The organism is Pseudomonas sp. GW821-FHT02B10 (assembly GCF_059421865.1).
Genome location: NZ_JBWKVU010000021.1, coordinates 26,965 through 47,806, shown reverse-complemented (window position 1 = coordinate 47,806; position 20,842 = coordinate 26,965). Strand labels below are relative to the sequence as shown.

The following is a 20,842-nucleotide window of genomic DNA, read 5'->3' as shown; positions in this document are numbered from 1 at the left end:
GTAGTTGTGCATCACGTTCGACAGCCCCAGACCGCGCGCGTCGAGCTCAACGCGGCCAGGGCCGGCGCTGACAGGTGGGCTTAAGCTTGCGGATTGACCAGGAGTTGCGAAGCCCCACGGCCCTGGTGCCGGACGTCGTGGGTACAGGCGACGAAGTCCCCCTTGCGCAGCACTACCAGGGCCAGCAGCGACGCGACCCCGGTCGCCACGTAGAAGTACCAGGGCGCGGTGATGTCGCCAGTGAGCTTGATCAGCCAGGTGGAAATCAGCGGCGCGCTGCCGCCGAACACCGCCACCGGGATGTTGTAGGCCACGGCGATGCCGGTGGAGCGGATGCGGGTCGGCAGCAGTTCGCTCATCAGGGCGTAGGTCGAGGACGCATAGAGCCCGAACAGGATCGCCACGGCCATCAGCGGCCAGAACAAGGTGGCCGGGGTCGCGTTGGGCGCGGCCTTGAAGAACCAGTACATGGCCAGAGTCGCCAGAGTACCGATCACCATCAGGAACGGCTTGCGCCCGTAGCGATCGGTGAAGGCGCCGCCGAAGGGCATGACCACCGCCGCCGAGAGGCTGGCGACGAATACATAGAGCAAGGTCGTGCCGCTGTCGAACTTGAGGGTGTTGGACATGTAGGTCGAGGCGAAGGTCAGCACCAGGTAGAAGATCGAGCTGTGCAGGGTGATGATGAAGAACACCAGGGCGATCGAGCGCTTCCACTGCCAGACCTCGTGCAGCGGCGCCTTGGAGGTCTGCCCGGCCTGCACTAGGGCCAGGAACTCCGGGCTGTCCTCCAGCTTCAGGCGGATATACAGCGAGATGAAGCCCAGGGGACCTGCGATCAGGAACGGTATCCGCCAGCCCCAGTCCTGCATCAGTTCGGCGCCCAGGGCCCAAGTCATGCCGTTGGCCACGGCGCCGCCCAGGAGCAGGCCGAGCACAGCGGTGACCATCAGCCAGCAGGTGGCGAATCCCCGGCGCCCTGGGCTGGCGTATTCGGAAATGAAGCTGGTGATGGTGCCGATCTCGCCACCGGCAGAGAAACCCTGCACACAGCGGACCAGCACCAGGATCACCGGCGCGGCGATGCCGATGCTCGCGTAGGTCGGCAACAGGCCCAGCAGGCAGGTGGAGCCGGCCATCATCACCAGCACCGTGATCAGGGTCTTGCGTCGGCCGATCTTGTCGGCCAGGGGGCCGAAGAACAGGCCGCCCAGGGGCCGGATGAAGAAGCTCAGGGCAAAGGCCGCGAAGCTTGCCAGAAGGCTGCTGGTGGGATCGTCGGAAACGAAGAAGGCCTTGCCGATGTACAAGGCCAGGAAACCGTAGACGCCATAGTCGTACCACTCGATCAAGTGGCCGGAAGTGGCGCCGATGAAGGCCCGGCGCCGCTGGCGCTGGGGGTTGGAAGGTGGCACGCCCATCGTGGGGACTCCTGTCGTAGTGCTATCCATGAAATGCCGCGTTTCAGAGGTTGCTCAAGGGCCCGGTGGGGTCCTGCAACCACTGGCGCAAGCGGGTCTTGAGAATCTTGCCATAGCTATTCTTGGGCAGCTCGGCGCAAAACAGGTACTTCTTCGGCTTTTTGAACGAGGCCATGCGCGCCAGGAACCAATGGTTGAGCGCCTGCGCATCGAGGTTGCCGGGCGAACGCAGGACCACGAAGGCCACCACCGACTCGCCCCACTGCGGGTCGGCCTCCCCCACCACGCACACTTCGAATACCTCGGGGTGCTGGATCAGCACTTCCTCGACTTCCCGCGGGTAGATGTTGCTGCCGCCGGAGATGATCACATCCTTGCTGCGATCGGTCAGGGTCAGGTAACCCCGCTCATTCAGGAAACCGATGTCACCGGTGAGCAGCCAGCCGTCCACCAGGGCCTCCCGGGTGGCTTGCGGATTGTTCCAGTACCCCTGCATCACCACAGCCCCGCGCACGGCGATTATCCCCCTCTCCCCGGCAACCAGGGGGTGGCCCGCAGTATCCACCACGCGCACCTCAACGCAGGCGTGGGCACGCCCTACCGAGGCAGCAATGGTCGGCCAGTCAGCATGGCCACGGTCGGCAATGGTCTCCCTGGACAGGGCGCTGATGGTCATTGGGCATTCGCCCTGGCCGTAGATCTGCACCAGCCGCGGGCCGAAGGTGTCCTGGGCCTGGGCGAGATCCGCCAGGTACATCGGGCCGCCGCCGTAGACGATGGTCTTGATCCCTTCGCCGCAATAGCCCTGCTGCCGGGCCTGCTGCACCATGCGCTTGAGCATGGTTGGCGCGGCAAACAGGCTGACCTGGCCCAGCGCCTGCGCCAGCTCGAACAATTCCGCCGCCTGGAACCCCTGGGACGTCGGCACCACATGCCGGGCGCCACAGCGCACATGGATGAAGTTGTAGAGGCCGGCGCCGTGAGACATCGGCGCGGCATAGACCACTGCGTCATCAGCGGCCACCGGGTCCACGTCCAGCGGATAGCACAAGGACATGGCGATCAGATTGCCATGGGACAGCATCACGCCCTTGGGGCGCCCGGTGGTACCGGAGGTGTAGAACAGCCAGGCCAGGTCGGAGTCTTCCCGCAGGTGCGGCTCCACCAGTTCATCGCCCGGCACCCCGCCTTGCACGGCCAGCCCGGGCGCGACCAGTTCGCGGCAGCCGGCAGGCAGGGCCACGGTGTCGAAGCTCTGGCCCTCATCGGTGTAGATCAGCCGGGCCCCGGCATTGCCGGCAATCCAGGCGGCTTCCAGTACATGCAGCTTGCTGTTGATCGGAACCGCCACCGCCCCGCTCCACCAGATGGCGTACAACAGTTCGAGATAACCGCAGCTGTTCTTCAGCAGCAGCGCCACTCGGTCGCCAGGCTCGATGCCGTACTCGTGGCGCAGTTGCAGGGCGCGTGCCCTGGCCTGCTCGGCAAACGCCTGGTAGTCGGCGACCTGGCGGCGCCCCTCGAACAGAGCTCCCCGCCGCGGCCAGCGCTGGGCCGCATCGCGCAGCCAATGGGCGATGTTCATCCTCAGACCTTGACCGCTTGCAGGACGCTGGCGTAGTTGGCCACCGCCATGCCGCCCATGTTGAACAGCAAGCCGAACTCGGCACCGGGCACACCCAGGCCGATGGGTTTGCCGATCAGTTGGGCAAAGCCCAGGGCATGCATCGATACCCCGGTGGCCCCCACCGGATGCCCCTTGGCCTTGAGCCCGCCGGACAGGTTCACCGGCAGGCGTCCGCCCTGGCGCACGGTGCCGTCGTCGAGGGCCCGGTGCCCCTCGCCCCTGGGCGCCAGGCCCATGGCTTCGTAGATCAGCAATTCAGAGATGGTGAAGCAGTCGTGTACCTCAGCGAAACTCAGGTCGCCAAGGGTCACTCCGGCCTGGCGCAGGGCCCCGTGGATGGCACGTCGCGGCCCCTCGAAGGCCAGCATGTCACGGCTCGACAAGGGCAGGAAGTCGTTCACCTGGGTCATGGCACGAATCGCCACCTGGCGTCGCATCGAACGGGCGCGCTGGGGCGAGGCCAGGATGATCGCCGCCGCACCGTCACTGATCAACGAGCAGTCGGTCAGGCGCAGTGGCGGTGCGATCAGCGGGTTGCCCTGGGAAACGTTGTTGCAATGTTCAAAATCCATCACGCGGTGCATCTGCGCCAGAGGGTTGGCCATGGCATTGGCATGGTTTTTCACCGCGATCATGGCCATTGAGGACAACGGGTTGTGGTAACGGTCGGCGTACTGCTGCGCCACCCGGCCAAAAAGCTGGGCGAAACTCATGCCGGCCTCCTGGAGGGCGTTCTGGTAGCCGGCGCCGGCCAGGGCCCGGGTGACCTCGACTGTGCTGTTGCCGGTCATTTTCTCCGCGCCGACCACCAGTACCAGTTCGGCGGCGCCGCTGCGGATCGCGTTGATCCCGGCCTGGATCGCCGCCGAACCGGAGGCGCAGGCGTTCTCGCAGCGAGTGGCGGGCTTGAAGCGCAGTTGCGGATCGGCCTGGAGCATCAGCGAGGCGGGGAAACCATCCGCCACCAGGCCGGAGTTGAAGTGCCCGAGAAACAGCGCGTCGATTTGTGCAGCCTCGATCTCAGCGTCTGCCAGGGCCTCGCGGGTAACCTGGACGATCAGGTCCTCGAGGTTCAGGCCGTCCAGACGACCGAAAGGGCTATGGGCGGCAGCGACGATGGATACGGAATCCTGAATCATGTGATTTTCTTCTTCCTTGAAGCGGGTATTCCATACAATGATTCAACACCCGAATCACACGCTAGTTGGGGGAACTACGTACGGCAGTAAGTAGTCCCCCGCCCCCCAAAAAAAGGGGCGCGCCGACAAACCCGAGGCAGGATGCCTGATGACCCTACACGCCCAGCAATTCCAGGACCTCGAGCGCCTGGCCTTCCAGGTTTCCCCCGCACCGCAGATGATCACCGGACATCGCCGGATGCTCGATTGCAACCAGGCCTTCGTACGCCTGTTCGGCTACGAGCGCGAACACTTGCAAGGCCACCTGACCCTGCTGTTGTACCCCTCCCAGGCCGACTACCAGAGCATCGGCGAACGCAGCGAGCACTGGCTGCGCAACGGACCCGGCACCTTCTACTCCGACGAACGCTTCATGCAGCATCGCAACGGCGAGGTGTTCTGGGCCCGCGCCCACGGTTTTTCCCTGACGGCCGAGGACCCGTTCAAGCTGATGGTCTGGCATTTCGAGCGCCTGGACCGCCAACCGGCGCCGATGATCCAGCTGACCCCGCGCGAACGGGAAATCTCGCTGCATATCGTCAATGGCCTGACCTGCAAGGAAGTGGCACGCAAGCTGGGCATTTCCCACCGCACCGTGGAAGTCCACCGCGCCCGGCTGATGAAGAAACTTCAGGCCAAGAACAGCGCAGAACTGGTGTCGAAGATCATCTTCATCAGTTGAGCGCCTGCGCAAGCATGTCGCCGGCACTGATGCGCAGCAGCTGCAATGGCCCGATAGTCGGGCCCTCCACGCTGCCGTCCTCTGCCAGGACCTGGTGGACGGCCCCATCTTGAAAGCCAAAAAAATCCGATGCCTTGCGACATCGGATTTTCATTGCTTGCCCTCATCGATCAGTCAACAGGCTTGACTGTTGGAGCATCAGACACGTCTGCCGGATGTCTCCTTGATCGAATGCTAGAGGGCGGTCTGTGGGTGGGGCTCATCCTGGGTTGAGGAGGACAGCTTGCCACCGTTGATCAACGGCCCGTAGCGCCGGCTGAACTCCTGGTTGTAGGGCACGTGGTCCTTGTTGAACCCATTGTCCCAGTTGACCGACCAGGTCATCAGGCCCTTGATCGACAGCCCTTTGGCATGGAGGCGTTTGAACGCATTGGCAACGGCCGCCGGGTTGACCACGTATCCGGTGGCCGCGGCATCGACGTTGGCGGGCAGGCCAATGACGAATTTGTCAGCGGCAATCCTGGTGAAACCGCGAGTACCACTCACCAGGCTTTCGGTCAGGTAATAGAGGAAGTCCTCTTTCATGGCGTCGTTGTTCTGGGCGATCCAGGCCCCCTTGCCGTTGTTGGCCTCCTGAACCCAGAGGCCATCGCCGCCCTGGTTGTAGAACTGCGGCGCGATGAAGTCGTAGTAGCCTTCCAGCGCCTTGAGGTAGTCGACGTATCGACCGGCAGCGGTCAGGTAGGGGAACTCCGGCGCCATGCTGATGATGAAATGCTTGCCCTCGGCAGCATAGTGATCCTTGACCAGCTTCAATGCGGCCGGCAGGACGATCTTGTTGCTGGCAGAGTCAATCGCACTCTGTTCAAGATCGATGTCCAGCCCGTCAAAGCCGTAGGTTTCCACCAGGCGGATGATTTCATTGGCCAGAGGCTGTTCGTGGCCCGGGTTCAACGCGATATGAGCGTCGGCGCCCCCCAGGGACATCAGCACCGCCCTGCCCTGGCTGTTCAGCACGCCCACCTGGCGACGAAACTCGGCATCGGACAGGTTGTACGGTTTGAACGTCGGAATACCGCTGCCTTTCATGAACGCCACGGCCACCACGTTGTAGTCCCGGGGCACATCCTCCAGGTTCATATTGGCAAACTGCCCGCGCTGGTAGCCGTCCGAGGGGCCGGCCGGCCAGTTGTGCCAGTAGCCCATGAGGATTTTCTTGCCATCCAGGCTCGGCATCCGCGACGCGGCATCATCCTGCGTCGTTTTCAGTTGGGTAAAGTCAATCTGTGACATGTTCTAATCCTTCAGAACGTTTGGAGATCTGCAGACTTACTTGAAGTCGACGTCGAAGGCCTGATAGAAGGCGTTGCCGGTATTGGCCACGATCCACATCAGGACAATCACATGACGGCCCTTTTTATTGGCCGGCAGCTTCACTTCGTGATCGACCTTGGCCTTCAGTTCGCCGGCATGGCTGTAGTAAGGCACCTGCGGATAGAAGTCCTCGGCGAAAGGTTGAACCTCCAGTTGGGCGCGGGTGATGCGCTGTTTCGGGTCCCAGCCGTCCTTGGTGATCAGCCAGCGATAACCACGGGTGGTGTGTGGCGCGGTGTACTGCCAGGTCACCTTGAAGATCTGGCCGGGGTTGACGTTGAGCGTCGGCCAGGTGAAGGCGCGACCGAGCTTCTTGCTCATTTCCTCATCGGTGAAGTTGACGCAGTCCCGGGCATCGGTCTTGCCACCGCTGAGGATGAAGCCATCGGCCGGCGGCACGTCGCTTGGGTTGTCCGTGTTGAACGGTGCAGGGAACGGACCCGCGACCAGGGCCGGGAAGTTCTTGCCGCCTTCCATCTCATTGACCTGCCAACCGCCCAACAGGCCCAGGTCGATGGCGACTGCGCCGCGGGAGGCTGGGGAGGTGACGCGACCGTGGCGAAGCGGTGATTGGGTTTGTGGTTTGTTCATGTTTATTGCTCCATTGATTTAAGAAACTCTCCCTTTCCAAAGGAGAGGTCTTCAAATTAACCGAGCTGGATTTTCTGTCCACGCACCCATTTTTCGTTCCGCATCACGCTGGCAGAGGAATCGCCCGAGAATACTGGATATATAACCAGTACCCCTAGATTTCTCCTACCCAACTTGAAGTAAAAGTCCTACATGTCCAGGCGGCACCTGGAAGCTGTACCTCTACCCGCAAGCCTTTGCGGCACTGCGCGCCTACCCAGCGAAAATATCCCCACTGCCGAGCAAAATCCGCTGCAGCGCCAGTCCGCGGAGCGGGTATCGTGGAGCAAAACCATCGGCCAGAGGTGCACTGTGGCGTCCTATTCCTTGCGTCAATTGAAGTATTTCGTCACCACCGTCGAATGTGGCAGCGTCGCCGAGGCGTCGCGCAAGCTGTATATCGCCCAGCCGTCGATCTCCACGGCGGTCAAGGGCCTGGAAGACAGCTTCGGCGTGCAGTTGCTGATCCGTCATCACGCCCAGGGCGTGTCCCTGACCCCGGGCGGCGCGCGTTTCTACCGCAAGGCCCAGGAACTGCTGCGCATGGCCCATGAGTTCGAGCAGAACGCCCTGGCCGACAACGATGTGGTGTGCGGGCAGATCGATATCGGTTGTTTCGAGACGGTCGCCCCGCTCTACCTGCCACGGCTGATCGCCGGCTTTCGCCAGCGTTTTCCGGGGGTGGAGATCCGCCTGCAGGACGGCGAGCAGCAGGAGCTGGTGCAGGGTTTGACCGGCGGGCGCTTCGACCTGGCGATCTTCTACGAGCACGACCTGGACAGCACCATCGAGACCGAGGCGCTGATGGCGCCGCAACGGCCGTATGCCCTGGTGCCGGCCGGGCACCGTTTTGCCGGACAGGCCCAGGTGTCGCTGCGCGACCTGGTCCTGGAGCCGATGATCCTGCTGGATGTGCAGCCCAGCCGCACCTACTTCGTGAGCATCTTCGAGGAGCTGCAACTGACGCCGAATATCGTCTTCGGCTCGCCGTCGATCGAGATGGTGCGCGGCATGGTCGGCCAGGGGTTCGGCTTTGCCTTGCTGGTGACCAGGCCCCATGGCAACAGCACCTATGACGGCCAGGAAGTGGTCTGTGTGGAGATTGCCGAGGATGTCACCGGCTCGGCGCTGGTGGCCGGCTGGCTGAAACGGGCGCAGCTGACCAAGCCTGCGCAGTTGTTCGTCGATTACTGCAAGGAGCAGTTCGCTGCGTGGTTGAAATAGCACCCCAGGTATAACCGGAGCGGGCTTGCCGGCGATGCGGCCAATGCAACCCGCCTATCCAGGGTGAACAGGTTATGGGCCAGCCCCGGGCTCGCGGCCAATACCCCATCTGCATCTGTAGGAGCGCAGCTTGCTCGCGAAGCGTCGCATCAGGCACACCGCGTTGCCTCTATCGCCAGCAAGCTGGCTCCTACAAAGAGCGGGTGCCCTCCTTTACGAAGCCGGCGGCCATCGACCTCAGCGCGCCGCCCAGGCGTTGAAGCGCTGTTCCAGCTCCTCGCCATGGTCCACCCAGAACTCCGCGTCCACCGCCCGCGCCCCGGCCAGGTTGGCCTCGGCGGTGGGCAGCTGCCGTTGTACCGCCGCCGGCAGCAGCGCCAGCGCGTCACGGTGCACCGGCCCGTAGGGGATCTCCTCGGAGAACACCTTCTGGGTCTGCGGCTGGCTGGCGAAGGCGATGAAGTCTTCGGCCAGCTCCTTGTTCGGCGTGCCCTTGACCACCGCCCAGTACTCCGGGTCGTACAGGCTTTGCGGCCAGACGATGCTCAGTTTCATGCCTTCCTTCTGCGCCGAGGCGATCCGCCCGTTGTAGGCCGCGCTCATCACCACGTCCCCGGCGATCAGCCATTGCGGCGGCTGCGCGCCCGCCTCCCACCACTGGATATTGCCCTTGATCTGATCGAGCTTGGCGAACGCCCGGGTCACGCCCTCGGGAGTACCCAGCACCTGGTACAGCTGGTCCGGCTTGACCCCGTCGGCGAGCAAGGCGATTTCCAGGGTGTACTTGGCGCCCTTGCGCAAGCCGCGCTTGCCGGGGAAGTCGGCGACGTTCCAGAAGTCCGCCCAGGAGGTCGGCGCCTTGGCCAGCTTGTCCTGGTCGTAGGCCATGACCATCGACCAGACATAGGTGGCCACCCCGCATTCGCTCAGGGTCCCCGGGACGAACTGCGCCGCGTCGCCGAAGCGCGCCGGGTCGAGGCGTTCGAACAGGCCTTCGTCACAGCCACGCAGTAGCTCCGGGCTTTCGACTTCGACCACGTCCCAACTGGTATGGCCGACATCGACCATGGCCTTGATTTTCGACAGCTCACCGTTGTATTCGCCGGCGACCACGCGTCCTGCGCCGCTGGCGGTGAAAGGTTGGAAGTAGGCCTTGTCCTGGGCCTGCTTGGTGGCACCGCCAAAGGAGATGACGGTGAGGCTCTGCGGTGCGGCCGCAACCGCGGTGCACAACAGGGCCAGGGCAAAGGGAACACAGCAACGCAAGGATCTGGACATGTAGCGGTTCCTCGAATAGGCCGACGCGCCCGCGCGCGCCGGCCGCTTTTGGGCCTACAGACGACCGTATTCGCGGGCGGTCCTGTCTACGGCGGTACGGGTCTTGTCGACCAGTTCATCAATGTCGGCGTGGCTGGCCACCAGGGCCGGGGCCATGATCATCCGGCCCAGGGTCGAGCGGATGATCAGGCCCTCTTCGAAGCCGATGGTGCGGCAACGCCAGGCCATGTCGTTCTCGTTGGCGAAGCGCTTGCGGCTGGCCTTGTCTTCGGCGAACTGCAAGGCGGCGACCAGACCCGCGCCCTGCACTTCGCCAATCAACGGATGGTTGTCGAACACCTCGCGCAGGCAGCGCTGCAGGTACGGCCCGGTCTCGTGCTTGACCCGGCTGACGATGCCTTCGTCGCGCAGGGCCTTGAGGTTGGCGATAGCCACCGCCGCCGCCACCGGGTGGCCGGAATAGGTCAGGCCGTGGGCGAACACCCCGCCCTGCTCCACCAGCACCTCGGCCATGCGCCTGGAGAGGATCAGACCGCCCATGGGGATGTAGCCGCTGGTCAGGCCCTTGGCGATCGACAGGGTGTCGGGCTCGAAGCCGAAATGCTGGTGGGCGAACCACTCGCCGGTACGACCGAAACCGCCGATCACTTCATCGGCGCACAGCAGCACGTCGTACTGGCGGCAGATGCGCTGGATTTCCGGCCAGTAGCTTTCTGGCGGGAAGATCATGCCGCCGGCGCCCTGGAAGGGTTCGGCGACGAAGGCCGCGACATTCTCGGCGCCCAGTTCGAGGATCTTCTCCTCCAGCTGGCGCGCCGCGCGCAGGCCGAACTCGGCCGGGGTCAGGTCGCCTTCGTGGGCGAACCAGTACGGCTCGTCGATGTGCGCCACGTCCGGGATCACCCCGCCCATGTCGTGCATGAACTTCATCCCGCCCAGCGCCGTGGCGCCGAGGGTCGAGCCGTGGTAGCCGTTCCAGCGGCCGATCATGATCTTCTTCTGCGGCTTGCCGAGGATCTGCCAGTAGCGGCGCACGGTACGGATCAGCACCTCGTTGGCCTCGGAGCCGGAGTTGGTGTAGATCGCGTGGCTGTAGTGCGCGGGCAACAGGCTGAACAACAGCTCCGAGAGCTCGACCACCGCCGGGTGGGTGGTGTGGAAGAACATGTTGTAGTACGGCAGTTGCTCGAGCTGCTGGCTAGCGGCCGCGGCCAGGTCCTTGCGGCCGTAGCCGAGGTTGGTGCACCACAGGCCCGACATGCCGTCCAGGTAGCGCTTGCCGTCGTTGTCCCAGAGCGCCAGGCCCTCACCACGCACGATCACCCGTGGCCCTTCGGCGTTCAGCGCCTTCTGGTCGAGGAACGCATGAATGTGGTGCGCGGCATCCGCGGCCTGGTAGTCGCCGGTGCTGCGCACGGGTTTGATCTGAACGGTCATTGCGAGTCTCCTTGCGGGTTTTTATCGAGAGTGCCGAGCACGCTGGCCAGCGGCTCCGGCTTGAACAGTGGCTTGCCCATCACGCCCTTGATCCACAGCACGGCGATGATCGAGACGATCAGCAGCACGAGACCTGCATAGGCAAAAATCGAAAAGGTCATCTCCGGGCTGGGCGACACGTTGCAGATCGCAAACAGCATGCCGGTGATGCCGAACACCTGCGGCAAGGGGTAGAACGGTGTACGGAACGGCCGCGCCACCTGCGGGTAGCGCAGGCGCAGGGCGATGACATTGACGTGGGTGATGATGTAGGCCAGCAGCCAGGCCAGGGCCGCCGAGAGCAGCAGTTGGTTGATCGCGTCGGCATGGTCGTGCATCAGCAGCAACGGCAGGCCGGTGACCGCGGCGATGAACAGCACCGCCACCCAGGGCGCGCCGGTGCGCTTGCCCTGGCGCTTGAACACGCCAAAGGCCTGGCCATTGCGAGCCATGCCGAACAGCATGCGCGGGATCGCCGCCAGCGAACTGTTGAGGGTGCTGCAGGTGGCGGTGATCGCGGCCGTTACCAGGAACACCTTGCCCGCCTCGCCGAACACGGTGGTGGCGAACAGGTAATGCGGCAGGCCGTTGCTGGCCAGTTCCGCCTGGGGCACGGTGAGCAAGGCGCCCAGGCCATACAGGCTGATGATCACGAAGATGATGCTCAGGCCGAGCATCATCGAGCCCGGGATATTGCGCTCCGGACGCCAGGTTTCTTCCACCAGCGGGCAGACGAACTCGGCGCCGACGAAGCCCCAGACCGCCATCGCCGTCAGGGCGATCACCCCCAGGCCCAGGGGGTTCCAGTGGGCGCTGTCGAACAGCGTCGGGTTGGGCGTGACAATGTCGCTGTTCATCGCGCTCAGGCCCATCACCAGCAGGACCACGGTCATCACCACCGCCAGCACCGTCTGCAGGCGGGCAAAGATGTCGATGTTGAACAGGTTAAGCACGGTGAACAGCGCCAGTACTCCCAGGGCTACGGTCAGCGGCGGCATGGCGTGCGGGTAGACCTTGTCGATGATGAACTCCATCAGCAACAGCTCGGCCGACAAGGCGAACATCGCCACCACTATGTAGCCGGAAAAGGTCGCCAGGATCGCCGGGAACTGGCCGATGGCGACCTCGGTGTAAGTGCTCAGACTGCCGGCGCGGGGGATCATCAGCGCCAGTTCGGAGAACGAGCAGGCGTAGCTCAGGGCCAGCAGGTAGGCCAGGCCCAGGGGCACGATAAAGCCCAGGCCGGCGATGCCGACGCCTTGCAGCATCAGCACCATCACGCCTTGTGAGACCACCAGGCCGATGGCCACCGCCAACAGCGCGGTGAGGCCGAGTTTCTTGTGACTCGCGGGCGGCGCCAGGGCGCCGGTTTGCACGCTTGCATTGCTGTTCATCGGTTGCTCCGTCTTGTTGTTCTATTTTTTTCGAAGATCGGTGCTGCGCTGCGGGGCCTCAGCCGCGCAGTTGAATCCAGGTGGTTTTCAGCTGGGTGTACTTGTCGAACGAATGCAGCGACAGGTCGCGGCCAAAGCCCGACTGCTTACCGCCGCCAAAGGGCACGGTGACATCCAGCGCATCGACGGTATTCACCGACACGGTCCCGGCATTCAGCCGCCGCGCCACTCGATGCGCGCGATTGAGGTCGTCGGTCCACAGCGAAGCGGCCAGGCCATAGATGTGCTGATTGGCCAGGGCCACCGCCTGGTCTTCGTCGTCGAACAGCGTGATCGCCAGCACCGGGCCGAACACCTCTTCGCGGGCCAGGGTCATGTCGGCGGTCACGCCCGTGAAGATCGTCGGCTCGATAAAGTTGCTCGAACCGTCGAAGCTCAGTTGCCGACCGCCGCACACCAGCTGCGCGCCCTCGGCCTGGGCCTGTTCGATGTACTGCTTGATGCGCCGGGCCTGGCGCGCATCGACGATGGCCCCGGCCCGGCTCGCCGGGTCCAGCGGATTGCCCGGCTGCCACTGGCGCGCCTTGGCCACCAGGCGCTCGATGAACCCATCGGCGATCGAGCGCTGCACCAGCAGGCGCGAGTTGGCCGAGCAGACTTCGCCCTGGTTGAAGAAGATGCCGAACGCGGCTTTCTCGGCCGCCAGGTCCAGGTCCTGGCAATCGGCGAACACCAGGTTCGGGCTCTTGCCGCCGCACTCCAGCCAGACCTGCTTGAGGTTCGATTGCGCGGCGTACTGCATGAAGTACTTGCCGACCTCGGTGGAACCGGTGAACACCAGGGCATCCACCTCCATGTGCAGGCCGAGGGCGCGACCGGCCTCCTCGCCCAGGCCCGGCACCACGTTGAGCACGCCCTTGGGAATACCGGCTTCGATGGCCAGCTCGGCCAGGCGCAGGGCCGAGAACGGCGACTGTTCGGCCGGCTTGAGCACCACGCTGTTACCGGCGGCCAGGGCCGGGGCCAGCTTCCAGGCAGCCATGTCCAACGGGAAATTCCACGGCACCACCGCGCCGATCACCCCCAGCGGCACCCGGGTGATGGTCGCCAGGACATTGCTGGCGCTCGGCGCCACCTGGTCATAGAGCTTGTCGAGGCTTTCGCCGTACCAGGCAAATACATGGGCCGCGCCCGGCACATCGATATTCCAGGCATCCATCACCGGCTTGCCCATGCTCAGGGAATCGAGCAAGGCCAGTTCGTCGCGGTGCTCCAGCATCAGCTGCGACAGGCGCAGCAGGATCGCCTTGCGCTCGCCCGGCGCCATCCTGGCCCAGGGGCCCTGCTCGAACGCACGGCGGGCGCTGCGCACCGCCCGGTCGACCTCGACCGCACCGCAGGCAGCCACCTGGGCCAAGCGTTTCTCGGTGGCCGGGTTGACCACATCGAAGCGCGCGCCGCTCTCGGCCTGGCACGCCTCACCGTCGATAAAGGCGCTGTCGATCAGGCGTTGGCGTTGCGCCAGGGCTGTCCACTCGTTGAAATCTTTCACCGCGGATTCCTTGTTCTTATTGAAAAATCGTTATCAATGCTTGCAGAGGTATTCGGCCAGGCGGTCCATCAAGCGGTCGCAGGCCGCCATCTGCTCGACGCTGACGAACTCGTCCGGCTTGTGGCCCTGGTCCATGCTGCCGGGGCCGCAGACCACCGCCGGGATGCCGGCCTGGTCGAACAATCCGCCTTCGGTGCCAAAGGCTACGGTGCCGAAGGCATCGCTCCCGCACAGCTTCGCCACCAGTTGCGCGGCGGCGCTTTCGGGAGCAGTCGCCAAACCTGGATAAGCCGAGATCGCTTCGAAGCGGATCGCCGTGTCGGCCTTGACTGCCTGCATCGCCGGCAACAGCTCCTGTTCGGCATAGCCTTGCAGTTCGTCCACCACCGCCCGGGGTTCGAAGGCCGGCAAGGCGCGCACCTCGAAGTCGAAGCGGCAGTCGGCCGGGACGATATTCAGCGCCGTGCCGCCCTGGATCACCCCGACCTGCACGGTGGAGAACGCCGGGTCGAAGCGGGCGTCGTGATGCTCCGGGGCCGCCAGGCGTCGGCCGATCTCCCCCAGCCGGCCGATCAGCCGCGCCGCCTGTTCGATGGCGTTGACCCCATAAGGCGCATAGGCCGAGTGGCACGGTGCGCCGTGCACATGGCAACGCATGGCCAACTTGCCCTTGTGGCCGAGCACCGGTTTGAGCTCGGTGGGCTCGCCGATCAGGCACAGCGCCGGTTGCGGGATGCGCTGTGGCAGCACTTCCAGCAGGCTGCGCACGCCGAGGCAGCCGACTTCCTCGTCATAGGAGAACGCCAGGTGCACCGGCCGGCGCAGCGGGCTTTCGAGAAACAGCGGCACCGCGGCCAGCACCGAGGCCAGGTAGCCTTTCATGTCGGCGGTGCCGCGCCCGTAGAGCTTGCCGTCGCGCTCGGTCAGGCTGAAGGGTTCGAGCGTCCAGGGCTGGCCGTCCACCGGCACCACGTCGGTGTGCCCGGACAGCACGATGCCGCCTTCCACCGCCGGACCGATGCTGGCCAGCAGGTTGGCCTTGGTCCGTTCGGCGTTGTAGATCAGCTCGCAGCTCACGCCCAGGCCGTGCAGGTAGTCGCGCACGCACTCGATCAAGGCCAGGTTCGAATCGCGGCTGACCGTGGCAAAGCCCACCAGCCTGGCCAGCAAGGCGCGGCTGCGCAGCTCACTCATCGCCCGGTACTCCGTAGCTCGGCGCCAGGGTCGGGTTGAGGGCGCGGGTCAGGTAGTCCTGCAACTGCGGCTCGTAGGCGCCCCAGAGTTTCTGCAACTCGCCGATGGGGTTGGCCTCGGCCCAGTCCACCCGCAGGTCGACGATCGGCCAGACCAGCTCGCCGACCACCGACAGCGCCGCCGAATGCACCACGCCCGCCTCGCCCCCGGCGTCCTGCCCGGCCTGCAGCGCGCTGAGCAGTCGCGCCGCCAGGCAGCCCTCGCTGCTTTCGAAGGCCTCGACCATGCGCTCGATCACCGCGCTGTTGGCCAGCAGGTTGCCGGCCGCCACGCATTGCTCACCGGCCACCGCGTTGTGGATGCCCAGCGCGTGATTGCCGCTGAACACCGCCGTGCGCCCCCGGGCATCCACCACCGCCACCTGGCGGTACTGGCTGTAGCCATTGCGGGTCAGCGCCTGGTCCAGGGCCTGCGCTGGCGCCAGGCCTTCGACCAGGCCGTCGAGCACCTGGGGGCCGAGGGCCGGCAAGGTGATGTTCTGGCTCGACACCGCGCCCACCCCGCTGCGCAGCCAGGGGCAACGGGCGCCGACGGCGATACTCGAAGAGCTGATGGCAATGCCCAGCTGGCCGGTTTCGGCGCAGCGGCCGACGATGGAAAAAGTCATGGCGTACTCCTTATTCGGGGATCACCGCAATCACGTCGATTTCCATCAGCCACTGCGGCTGGCCCAGGGCGCTGACCACCAGCCCGGTGGAGATCGGGAACACGCCCTTGAGCCACTTGCCGACCTCCTGGTAGACCGGCTCGCGGTAACGCGGGTCGATCAGGTAGGTGGTGGTCTTGACGATATGGCTGAGGTCGCTGCCAGCCTCTTCCAGCAGTTGCTTGACGTTGCGCATGGCCTGCTCGGCCTGGGCCCGCGGGTCGCCGAGGCCGACCAGCTGGCCATTGAAGTCGGTGCCGACCTGGCCGCGCACATACACGGTGTTGCCGGCGCGCACGGCCTGGCACAGGTCGTTGTCCAGGCTCTGGTTCGGGTAGGTGTCTTTGGTGTTGAACATGCGGATGCGGGTATGAGTAGGCATCAGCGGGCTCCCATGCGGCTGGCGGGTTGAGTGGCGGATTCGCGCTCGGCTTGACGCTGCGCGGCGTCGCGATAATCGAAGTAGAGGCGCTGTTTGACGATGTGCTCGGCGATGTGCCGGGCGTCGTGCCACACGCCCCAGATAAACGCCGAGCCACGGCGCGACAGCCACGGCAGGCCGACGAAATAGACCCCGGGCTCGCTGGACACGCCGCGCTGGTGCCGGGGCTTGCCGTTGTCCTTGAAGGCATCGACCTGCAGCCAGCTGTAGTCCACCGAATAACCGGTGGCCCAGATGATGGTGGCGACGTTGGCCTTGACCAGGTCGAGTTCGAGGATCGGCTGGGTCAGGCACGGCGGGTCCGGCAGCATCACCCGGGCTTCGGGCTCTTGCGGCAGGTCCAGGCCGTTGCGGGCGATGTAGGCATCGGCGGCGTCGAGCAGCGCCAGGTAGTTTTCATCGCCGCGGGCAATGTTCTCGGCCAGGTTGGCCTCGAAGCTGACCACGCCATTATCGAAGGCCTTGGTCAGGCCGACCAGGGTCATGCCCTGGTGGGCCAGCCGGCGGAAGTCCACGGTATGCCCGCCACGGGCGCCGCTGACGGCGATGGTCACGTGTTCCTTGCCCGGCTGCATGGTCTCGGCATCCCACTCGCCGAGCACCCCCAGCCACCAGCAGAAGTCACGGTTGCGGTAGGCCCGCGGCGGGCGGTCATGGGCCCCGACCGAGAGGTAGACCTGCTTGCCGGCGCGTTGCAGCTCATCAGCGATCTGCACCCCCGAAGAGCCCGCCCCCACCACCAGCACCGCGCCTTCGGGCAGCTGTTGCGGATTGCGGTAGGCCGCCGAGTGCATCTGCAGCACACGCTGATCCTGTGGGGCGATCGGCGGGATCACCGGGCACTGGAACGGACCGGTGGCCACCACCACTTGCCGGGCTTCGATCACGCCGTCGCTGGTGTCCACGGTGAAGCCCGGGCGGTTGGTGTTACGCACCACTTTCCTGACTTCGACGCCGGTGCGGATCGGCGCATTGAACTTGCGGGCGTAGGTTTCGAAGTAGTCGGCGACCTGGTCCTTGCCGGCGAAGGCATCGGGGTCCAGGCCTTCGAATTCCAGGCCCGGAAAGCGGTCGTGCCAGGCCGGGCCGTTGGCCACCAGCGAATCCCAGCGCCCGGTGCGCCAGGCTTCGGCAACGCGGTTGCGCTCCAGCACCAGGTGCGGCACGCCCAAGCGGCTCAGGTGTTCGCTCATGGCCACGCCGGCTTGGCCGGCGCCCACTACAAGCGTGTCGATTATTGTTTTATGGGTTGTCATGTCTGCGCCCTGTTGAGTGATCCCACGTAGGCAGCCGTGGGAGGTGTAGGACGCATTCTGGGAGAAGGCGGGAAATGCCGAAATTATGATTTTTGTGGTTGCTAGAGAGTAAAAAACTGTCCGGCTATCGGGGGGGCTCTGCATCAGCCCTACAACCGAATCAGCCACTGCCCAGCCTCTTGCAGAATCCTCCTAAATCCTTGCCCCAGCATTCCCGGTACGGTTTCCAGCGACCCTTTCGCTTGAACCAGGACCGCCATGGCCAGCAACGGACCCGGGCCGATGCCCAGACTTTTACGGCCCCCCAATCCTAACCAGAGCCCCGCCGAATGCGCCGCTGAAACCGAACAACCCAGCTACGGCGAACAGCTCTGGGCCCAGTACGAGAAGTACGCCAAAGAGCCCACGCCACCGCCTGAAAAGATTCAGGTGGCGCTGCGCATTGGCGTGTTCTTTGACGGTACCGGAAACAATGCTGGCAACTCGGCTATGGGTGAGTTGTGTGGGGCTCAGCATCCTGTTGAAGCCAGGGATATCGATGGTAGTTGCAAGCCATATATGAGCGATCCGCAGAGCAGTTATGGGAATGGGGTGAGCAATATAAAACTGTTGAGAGAGCTGTACCACGCCCCCCAAAAAGTCGAAGGTGAAGGTCTACATAAGCAAGCCTTTCGCTCAATCTATATCGAGGGCATCGGCACAAAGACAGGCGAGAAAGACAGCGTGATTACCTCTGGCACCGGGCGTGGAGAAAGAGGTGTCTTGGGGTGTGTACAAAGGGCATTTCGGGAAATAGAGGAACTTGTCCGTGAAACCCATGAAGAGAATCTCGAAAGTGAAATCACTTCACTGACCTTCGATGCCTTCGGCTTTAGCCGAGGCGCGGCAGCAGCCCGGCACTTTGCCAATGAGGTCGTGCGCTGGCTCGGACCGCTGCAACTGATTTTGCATAGCCATTGCGAGGCCCTCAGTCCCAACTTCAACCGGCAGTACGGCCACGATGTCGATATGGGTTTTATCGGTCTGTTCGACACCGTGCCTTCGATTGCCGGCTTGAGCAATCTGGGCAATGTGCGCAGCGCCATTGCTCCCGGTATCAAGCTCCACCTCGACCGCCGCTACTTTCGCTCGGTGGTGCAACTGGTCGCCCGCGACGAGTATCGGGCCAACTTCGCCCTGAGCCAGGTCAAACCTGATCACGCCGAGATCACTCTACCCGGCGCGCATTCGGATATCGGCGGCGGTTATCTCGATGAGGTGCAGGAGTGTGTACTGGTCACTCCGATGCAGGCGCTGGAAGTCTCAATCAATACCGATGTGACCCACACCTCGATTTACCGGGATGCGCGCCAGGCAAGAGCACACTGGCTGGCCAAGGGTTGGCCCGCGCAATGGCTGGAAATCGTCACACCGGAGCCGCTGTTGCTGCCCCAGGATCCACAGAATCGCCTCGGACCACGAAGAAAACGGGTATATGCCGGCCTGCAACTCAATAGGCCAATGAGCAATAAGCTGGCGGGAGTCACTTTGCGCGTCATGTATGAGCTGGCCAGGCAGAACGGTGTGCAATTCGAGGAAATCCCGGAGACACCCGAGTACGCGATTCCAACGGAGCTTCAAGCACTATGTGACAGGTTTGTCGCCGGTGACTACAGTACGACTCCAGCTGAGGAGATCATGCTCAAGCTGCGCTATATCCATCTCTCGGCCCACTGGAACCACCCGCTGGGTAAACGGGACGGCGGCAGTCTTAAAGTCGTCTACATCAATGCCCCCACGGTGGATGCCATGCGTGTGCAACACCCTCACGTACCTGACTGGACACTTTGGTAATGAGAGCATTTATCGCACTGCTGGGCGCACTGCTGCTAAGTGGCTGCCAAGCCACTGATCCACTTTCTGGAAAGAATGACCCGAAAGCCCCCTGGTGGCAGCTTGGCTTTATCGAGCCGTTCTACATGAAAGTCTGGGTCGAAGACAGCGCCGTTGAAGACATCAATGGCCAGCTATTCACCCACACTGGCAGCGGCTCCGCAGCAGGTGGCGACCTCGGTTATGACACAGAGTGGGCCCGGGGCTGGGAAGATAAAGTTGGAGGCAATGGATGGTCAGTGGTGGGAGCCGACCTGCCCAAGCGTATTTACGTACGTTGGCAATCCATCGTGGAACCACAGACTTATCGGGCGTGGGTGGAGATCCCCGAAGAGGCCCGAAAAATCATGCGGGCCTCAACTAACCGACGCTGCTCGGAAACACCGGACCAGACCGCCCGCTATATGGCGTCCGTCTATCTGGGTTTGGCGCCGGGCGGCATTGTTCAAGTGTGGGTAAGAGATGAATGCCGCCACACAGTCAAAGTCGCTCGAGCTCAAGCTGAAGTCGAACCATTGGGACCCAGCCAAGGAAAAAACAACGGCCGTTATGCCTATAAGGTCAGCGAGAAATCCAAACGCTATATAGAGAAGTACGGCATCCCCTATGGCAGTTGGTAGACAGAGTTCTCTTGGTATCGACACCCTTTACGATGTGAACACATCCCCCACCCACCTGGCTGAACCCGTTGGTAATGAGAGTATTCATCGCCCTGCTGGGCGCACTACTGCTAACTGGCTGCCTGGCCAGCGATCCGCTTTCCGCAAAAAATGATCCCAAAAGCCCCTGGTGGGAGCTTGGCTTTACCGAGCCCTACTACATGAAAGTCTGGGTTGAAGACAGCGCGGTAGAAGACATCAACGGAAAACTGTTTCGCCGCACTGGCCGTGGAACTGCATCAGGCGGCAAGCTTGGTTACCAAAGGGAATGGGCCAGAGGTTGGAGCGAGATTGGTGGTGATGGCAGATCGGTGCCGACCTGCCCAAACGCATTTTCGTACGCTGGCAATCGGTGGTTGAACCGCAAACCTATCGGGTATGGATCGATATCCCGGAAGAGGCCCGGCAGATCATGCGCAAGACCACCGCCCGGCGTTGCCCGGAAACACCGAAACAAACTGCCAGCTATATGGCCTCGGTCAATCTGGGATTGGCGCCTGGGGGCACTGTCCAGGTCTGGGTAAGAGATGAATGTCATCACCCGATCAAAGTCACTCGCGTCCAAGCCGACGTTGAGCCTTTAGGGCCGAGCCAAGGCAAAACCAATGGCCGTTACGCCTACCCGATCAGTGAAGAGTCCAAACGCTATATAGAGAAGTACGGCATCCCCTATGGCAGTTGGTAATGAAAGCACTCACCTCCCTGCCGGGCAGACCGCAACCAGGACGACAATCCTTGCGATAACACCTTATGCCGTCACCGCCCTCGCCCCCGACCCTTGCAATCGCGGAAACAATGAAATTCCATTTAAGTAATTGATAGCACCCTAACGAAAGGTGCATGCTAGAGGGCTTTCATCGCGCTTATATCATTCCGA

General features: G+C 63.5%; 17 protein-coding genes and 2 pseudogenes. 5 read left to right on the top strand and 14 right to left on the bottom strand.

The features are described from left to right. Positions 1-80: 80 nt before the first annotated feature. The 3 genes from AC07VU_RS29795 to AC07VU_RS29785 are packed head-to-tail and all read right to left on the bottom strand — an operon-like array spanning position 81 to position 4,187. Positions 81-1,421, bottom strand: a complete 1,341-nt coding sequence (locus AC07VU_RS29795) for an MFS transporter (protein ID WP_457276510.1) — start codon at positions 1,419-1,421, stop codon at positions 81-83. Between the two features lie 43 nt (positions 1,422-1,464). Continuing rightward, the gene (locus tag AC07VU_RS29790) at positions 1,465-3,006 is read right to left on the bottom strand and encodes a class I adenylate-forming enzyme family protein (protein WP_495030980.1); all 1,542 of its coding nucleotides are present in this window, start codon (positions 3,004-3,006) and stop codon (positions 1,465-1,467) included. 2 nt (positions 3,007-3,008) lie between these two features. Further along, positions 3,009-4,187, bottom strand: coding sequence for an acetyl-CoA acetyltransferase (locus AC07VU_RS29785; protein WP_495030979.1), 1,179 nt, complete (start codon positions 4,185-4,187; stop codon positions 3,009-3,011). Positions 4,188-4,335: 148 nt separating this feature from the next. Here AC07VU_RS29785 and AC07VU_RS29780 point away from each other — a divergent pair, with 148 nt between their 5' ends. Continuing rightward, positions 4,336-4,908 carry a LuxR C-terminal-related transcriptional regulator gene (locus tag AC07VU_RS29780; RefSeq protein ID WP_007924818.1) on the top strand — a complete coding sequence of 191 codons (573 nt, stop codon included), beginning with the start codon at positions 4,336-4,338 and terminating at the stop codon, positions 4,906-4,908. On the opposite strand, the gene AC07VU_RS29775 is transcribed toward AC07VU_RS29780, so the two are convergent. From AC07VU_RS29775 to AC07VU_RS29765, 3 genes and pseudogenes are all read right to left on the bottom strand, one after another. Further along, complete coding sequence (locus AC07VU_RS29775) at positions 4,901-5,062, bottom strand: hypothetical protein (protein ID WP_277588675.1); 162 nt, start codon at positions 5,060-5,062, stop codon at positions 4,901-4,903. The genes AC07VU_RS29780 and AC07VU_RS29775 overlap by 8 nt on opposite strands. Before the next feature lie 128 nt (positions 5,063-5,190). Then, positions 5,191-6,201, bottom strand: a pseudogene (locus AC07VU_RS29770) (chitinase); the annotation flags it as partial. 36 nt (positions 6,202-6,237) lie between these two features. Next, entirely contained in the window at positions 6,238-6,873 is a 636-nt protein-coding gene (locus AC07VU_RS29765) for a lytic polysaccharide monooxygenase auxiliary activity family 9 protein (RefSeq protein WP_277588673.1), read from the bottom strand. A gap of 351 nt (positions 6,874-7,224) precedes the next feature. Between AC07VU_RS29765 and AC07VU_RS29760 the strand changes: the two genes are divergently transcribed. Beyond that, the gene (locus AC07VU_RS29760; RefSeq protein ID WP_007924821.1) at positions 7,225-8,136 is read left to right on the top strand and encodes a LysR substrate-binding domain-containing protein; all 912 of its coding nucleotides are present in this window, start codon (positions 7,225-7,227) and stop codon (positions 8,134-8,136) included. Between the two features lie 237 nt (positions 8,137-8,373). Here AC07VU_RS29760 and AC07VU_RS29755 read toward each other — a convergent pair whose 3' ends face one another. Genes AC07VU_RS29755 through AC07VU_RS29720 form a run of 8 tightly spaced genes read right to left on the bottom strand, consistent with a single transcriptional unit; the run spans position 8,374 to position 17,434 of the window. Then, positions 8,374-9,414 (bottom strand): ABC transporter substrate-binding protein, encoded by a 1,041-nt coding sequence (locus AC07VU_RS29755; protein WP_277588672.1) that lies wholly within the window; start codon positions 9,412-9,414, stop codon positions 8,374-8,376. 54 nt (positions 9,415-9,468) lie between these two features. Then, positions 9,469-10,851 carry an aspartate aminotransferase family protein gene (locus AC07VU_RS29750; RefSeq protein ID WP_007924823.1) on the bottom strand — a complete coding sequence of 461 codons (1,383 nt, stop codon included), beginning with the start codon at positions 10,849-10,851 and terminating at the stop codon, positions 9,469-9,471. Further along, the gene (locus AC07VU_RS29745; RefSeq protein WP_495030978.1) at positions 10,848-12,284 is read right to left on the bottom strand and encodes an APC family permease; all 1,437 of its coding nucleotides are present in this window, start codon (positions 12,282-12,284) and stop codon (positions 10,848-10,850) included. Before AC07VU_RS29745 ends, AC07VU_RS29750 begins: the two co-directional genes overlap by 4 nt. 58 nt (positions 12,285-12,342) lie before the next feature. Beyond that, positions 12,343-13,836 (bottom strand): aldehyde dehydrogenase, encoded by a 1,494-nt coding sequence (locus tag AC07VU_RS29740; protein ID WP_420801025.1) that lies wholly within the window; start codon positions 13,834-13,836, stop codon positions 12,343-12,345. A 33-nt stretch (positions 13,837-13,869) separates the two neighbouring features. Next, positions 13,870-15,030: an acetylornithine deacetylase gene (argE, locus tag AC07VU_RS29735; protein ID WP_495030977.1), complete on the bottom strand. Its 1,161-nt coding sequence runs from the start codon at positions 15,028-15,030 to the stop codon at positions 13,870-13,872. Continuing rightward, positions 15,023-15,697, bottom strand: a complete 675-nt coding sequence (locus tag AC07VU_RS29730; RefSeq protein ID WP_274303338.1) for a DUF1028 domain-containing protein — start codon at positions 15,695-15,697, stop codon at positions 15,023-15,025. Before AC07VU_RS29730 ends, argE begins: the two co-directional genes overlap by 8 nt. Positions 15,698-15,707: 10 nt before the next feature. Further along, on the bottom strand, positions 15,708-16,118 hold the full coding sequence (locus tag AC07VU_RS29725; protein ID WP_007924833.1) for a RidA family protein: 411 nt from the start codon (positions 16,116-16,118) through the stop codon (positions 15,708-15,710). Then, a complete protein-coding gene (locus tag AC07VU_RS29720; RefSeq protein ID WP_277588669.1) occupies positions 16,118-17,434 on the bottom strand; it encodes a flavin-containing monooxygenase in 1,317 nt (438 codons plus the stop codon). The genes AC07VU_RS29725 and AC07VU_RS29720 overlap by 1 nt, the downstream gene beginning before the upstream one ends. A gap of 258 nt (positions 17,435-17,692) precedes the next feature. Between AC07VU_RS29720 and AC07VU_RS29715 the strand changes: the two genes are divergently transcribed. The 3 genes and pseudogenes from AC07VU_RS29715 (at position 17,693) to AC07VU_RS29705 (ending at position 20,650) form a co-directional block, all read left to right on the top strand. After that, positions 17,693-19,267, top strand: coding sequence for a phospholipase effector Tle1 domain-containing protein (locus AC07VU_RS29715; protein ID WP_495030976.1), 1,575 nt, complete (start codon positions 17,693-17,695; stop codon positions 19,265-19,267). Then, the gene (locus AC07VU_RS29710) at positions 19,267-19,926 is read left to right on the top strand and encodes a DUF2931 family protein (RefSeq protein ID WP_092420123.1); all 660 of its coding nucleotides are present in this window, start codon (positions 19,267-19,269) and stop codon (positions 19,924-19,926) included. The genes AC07VU_RS29715 and AC07VU_RS29710 overlap by 1 nt, the downstream gene beginning before the upstream one ends. Positions 19,927-20,000: 74 nt before the next feature. Beyond that, positions 20,001-20,650, top strand: a pseudogene (locus AC07VU_RS29705) (DUF2931 family protein). The last annotated feature ends 192 nt before the right edge of the window (positions 20,651-20,842 follow it).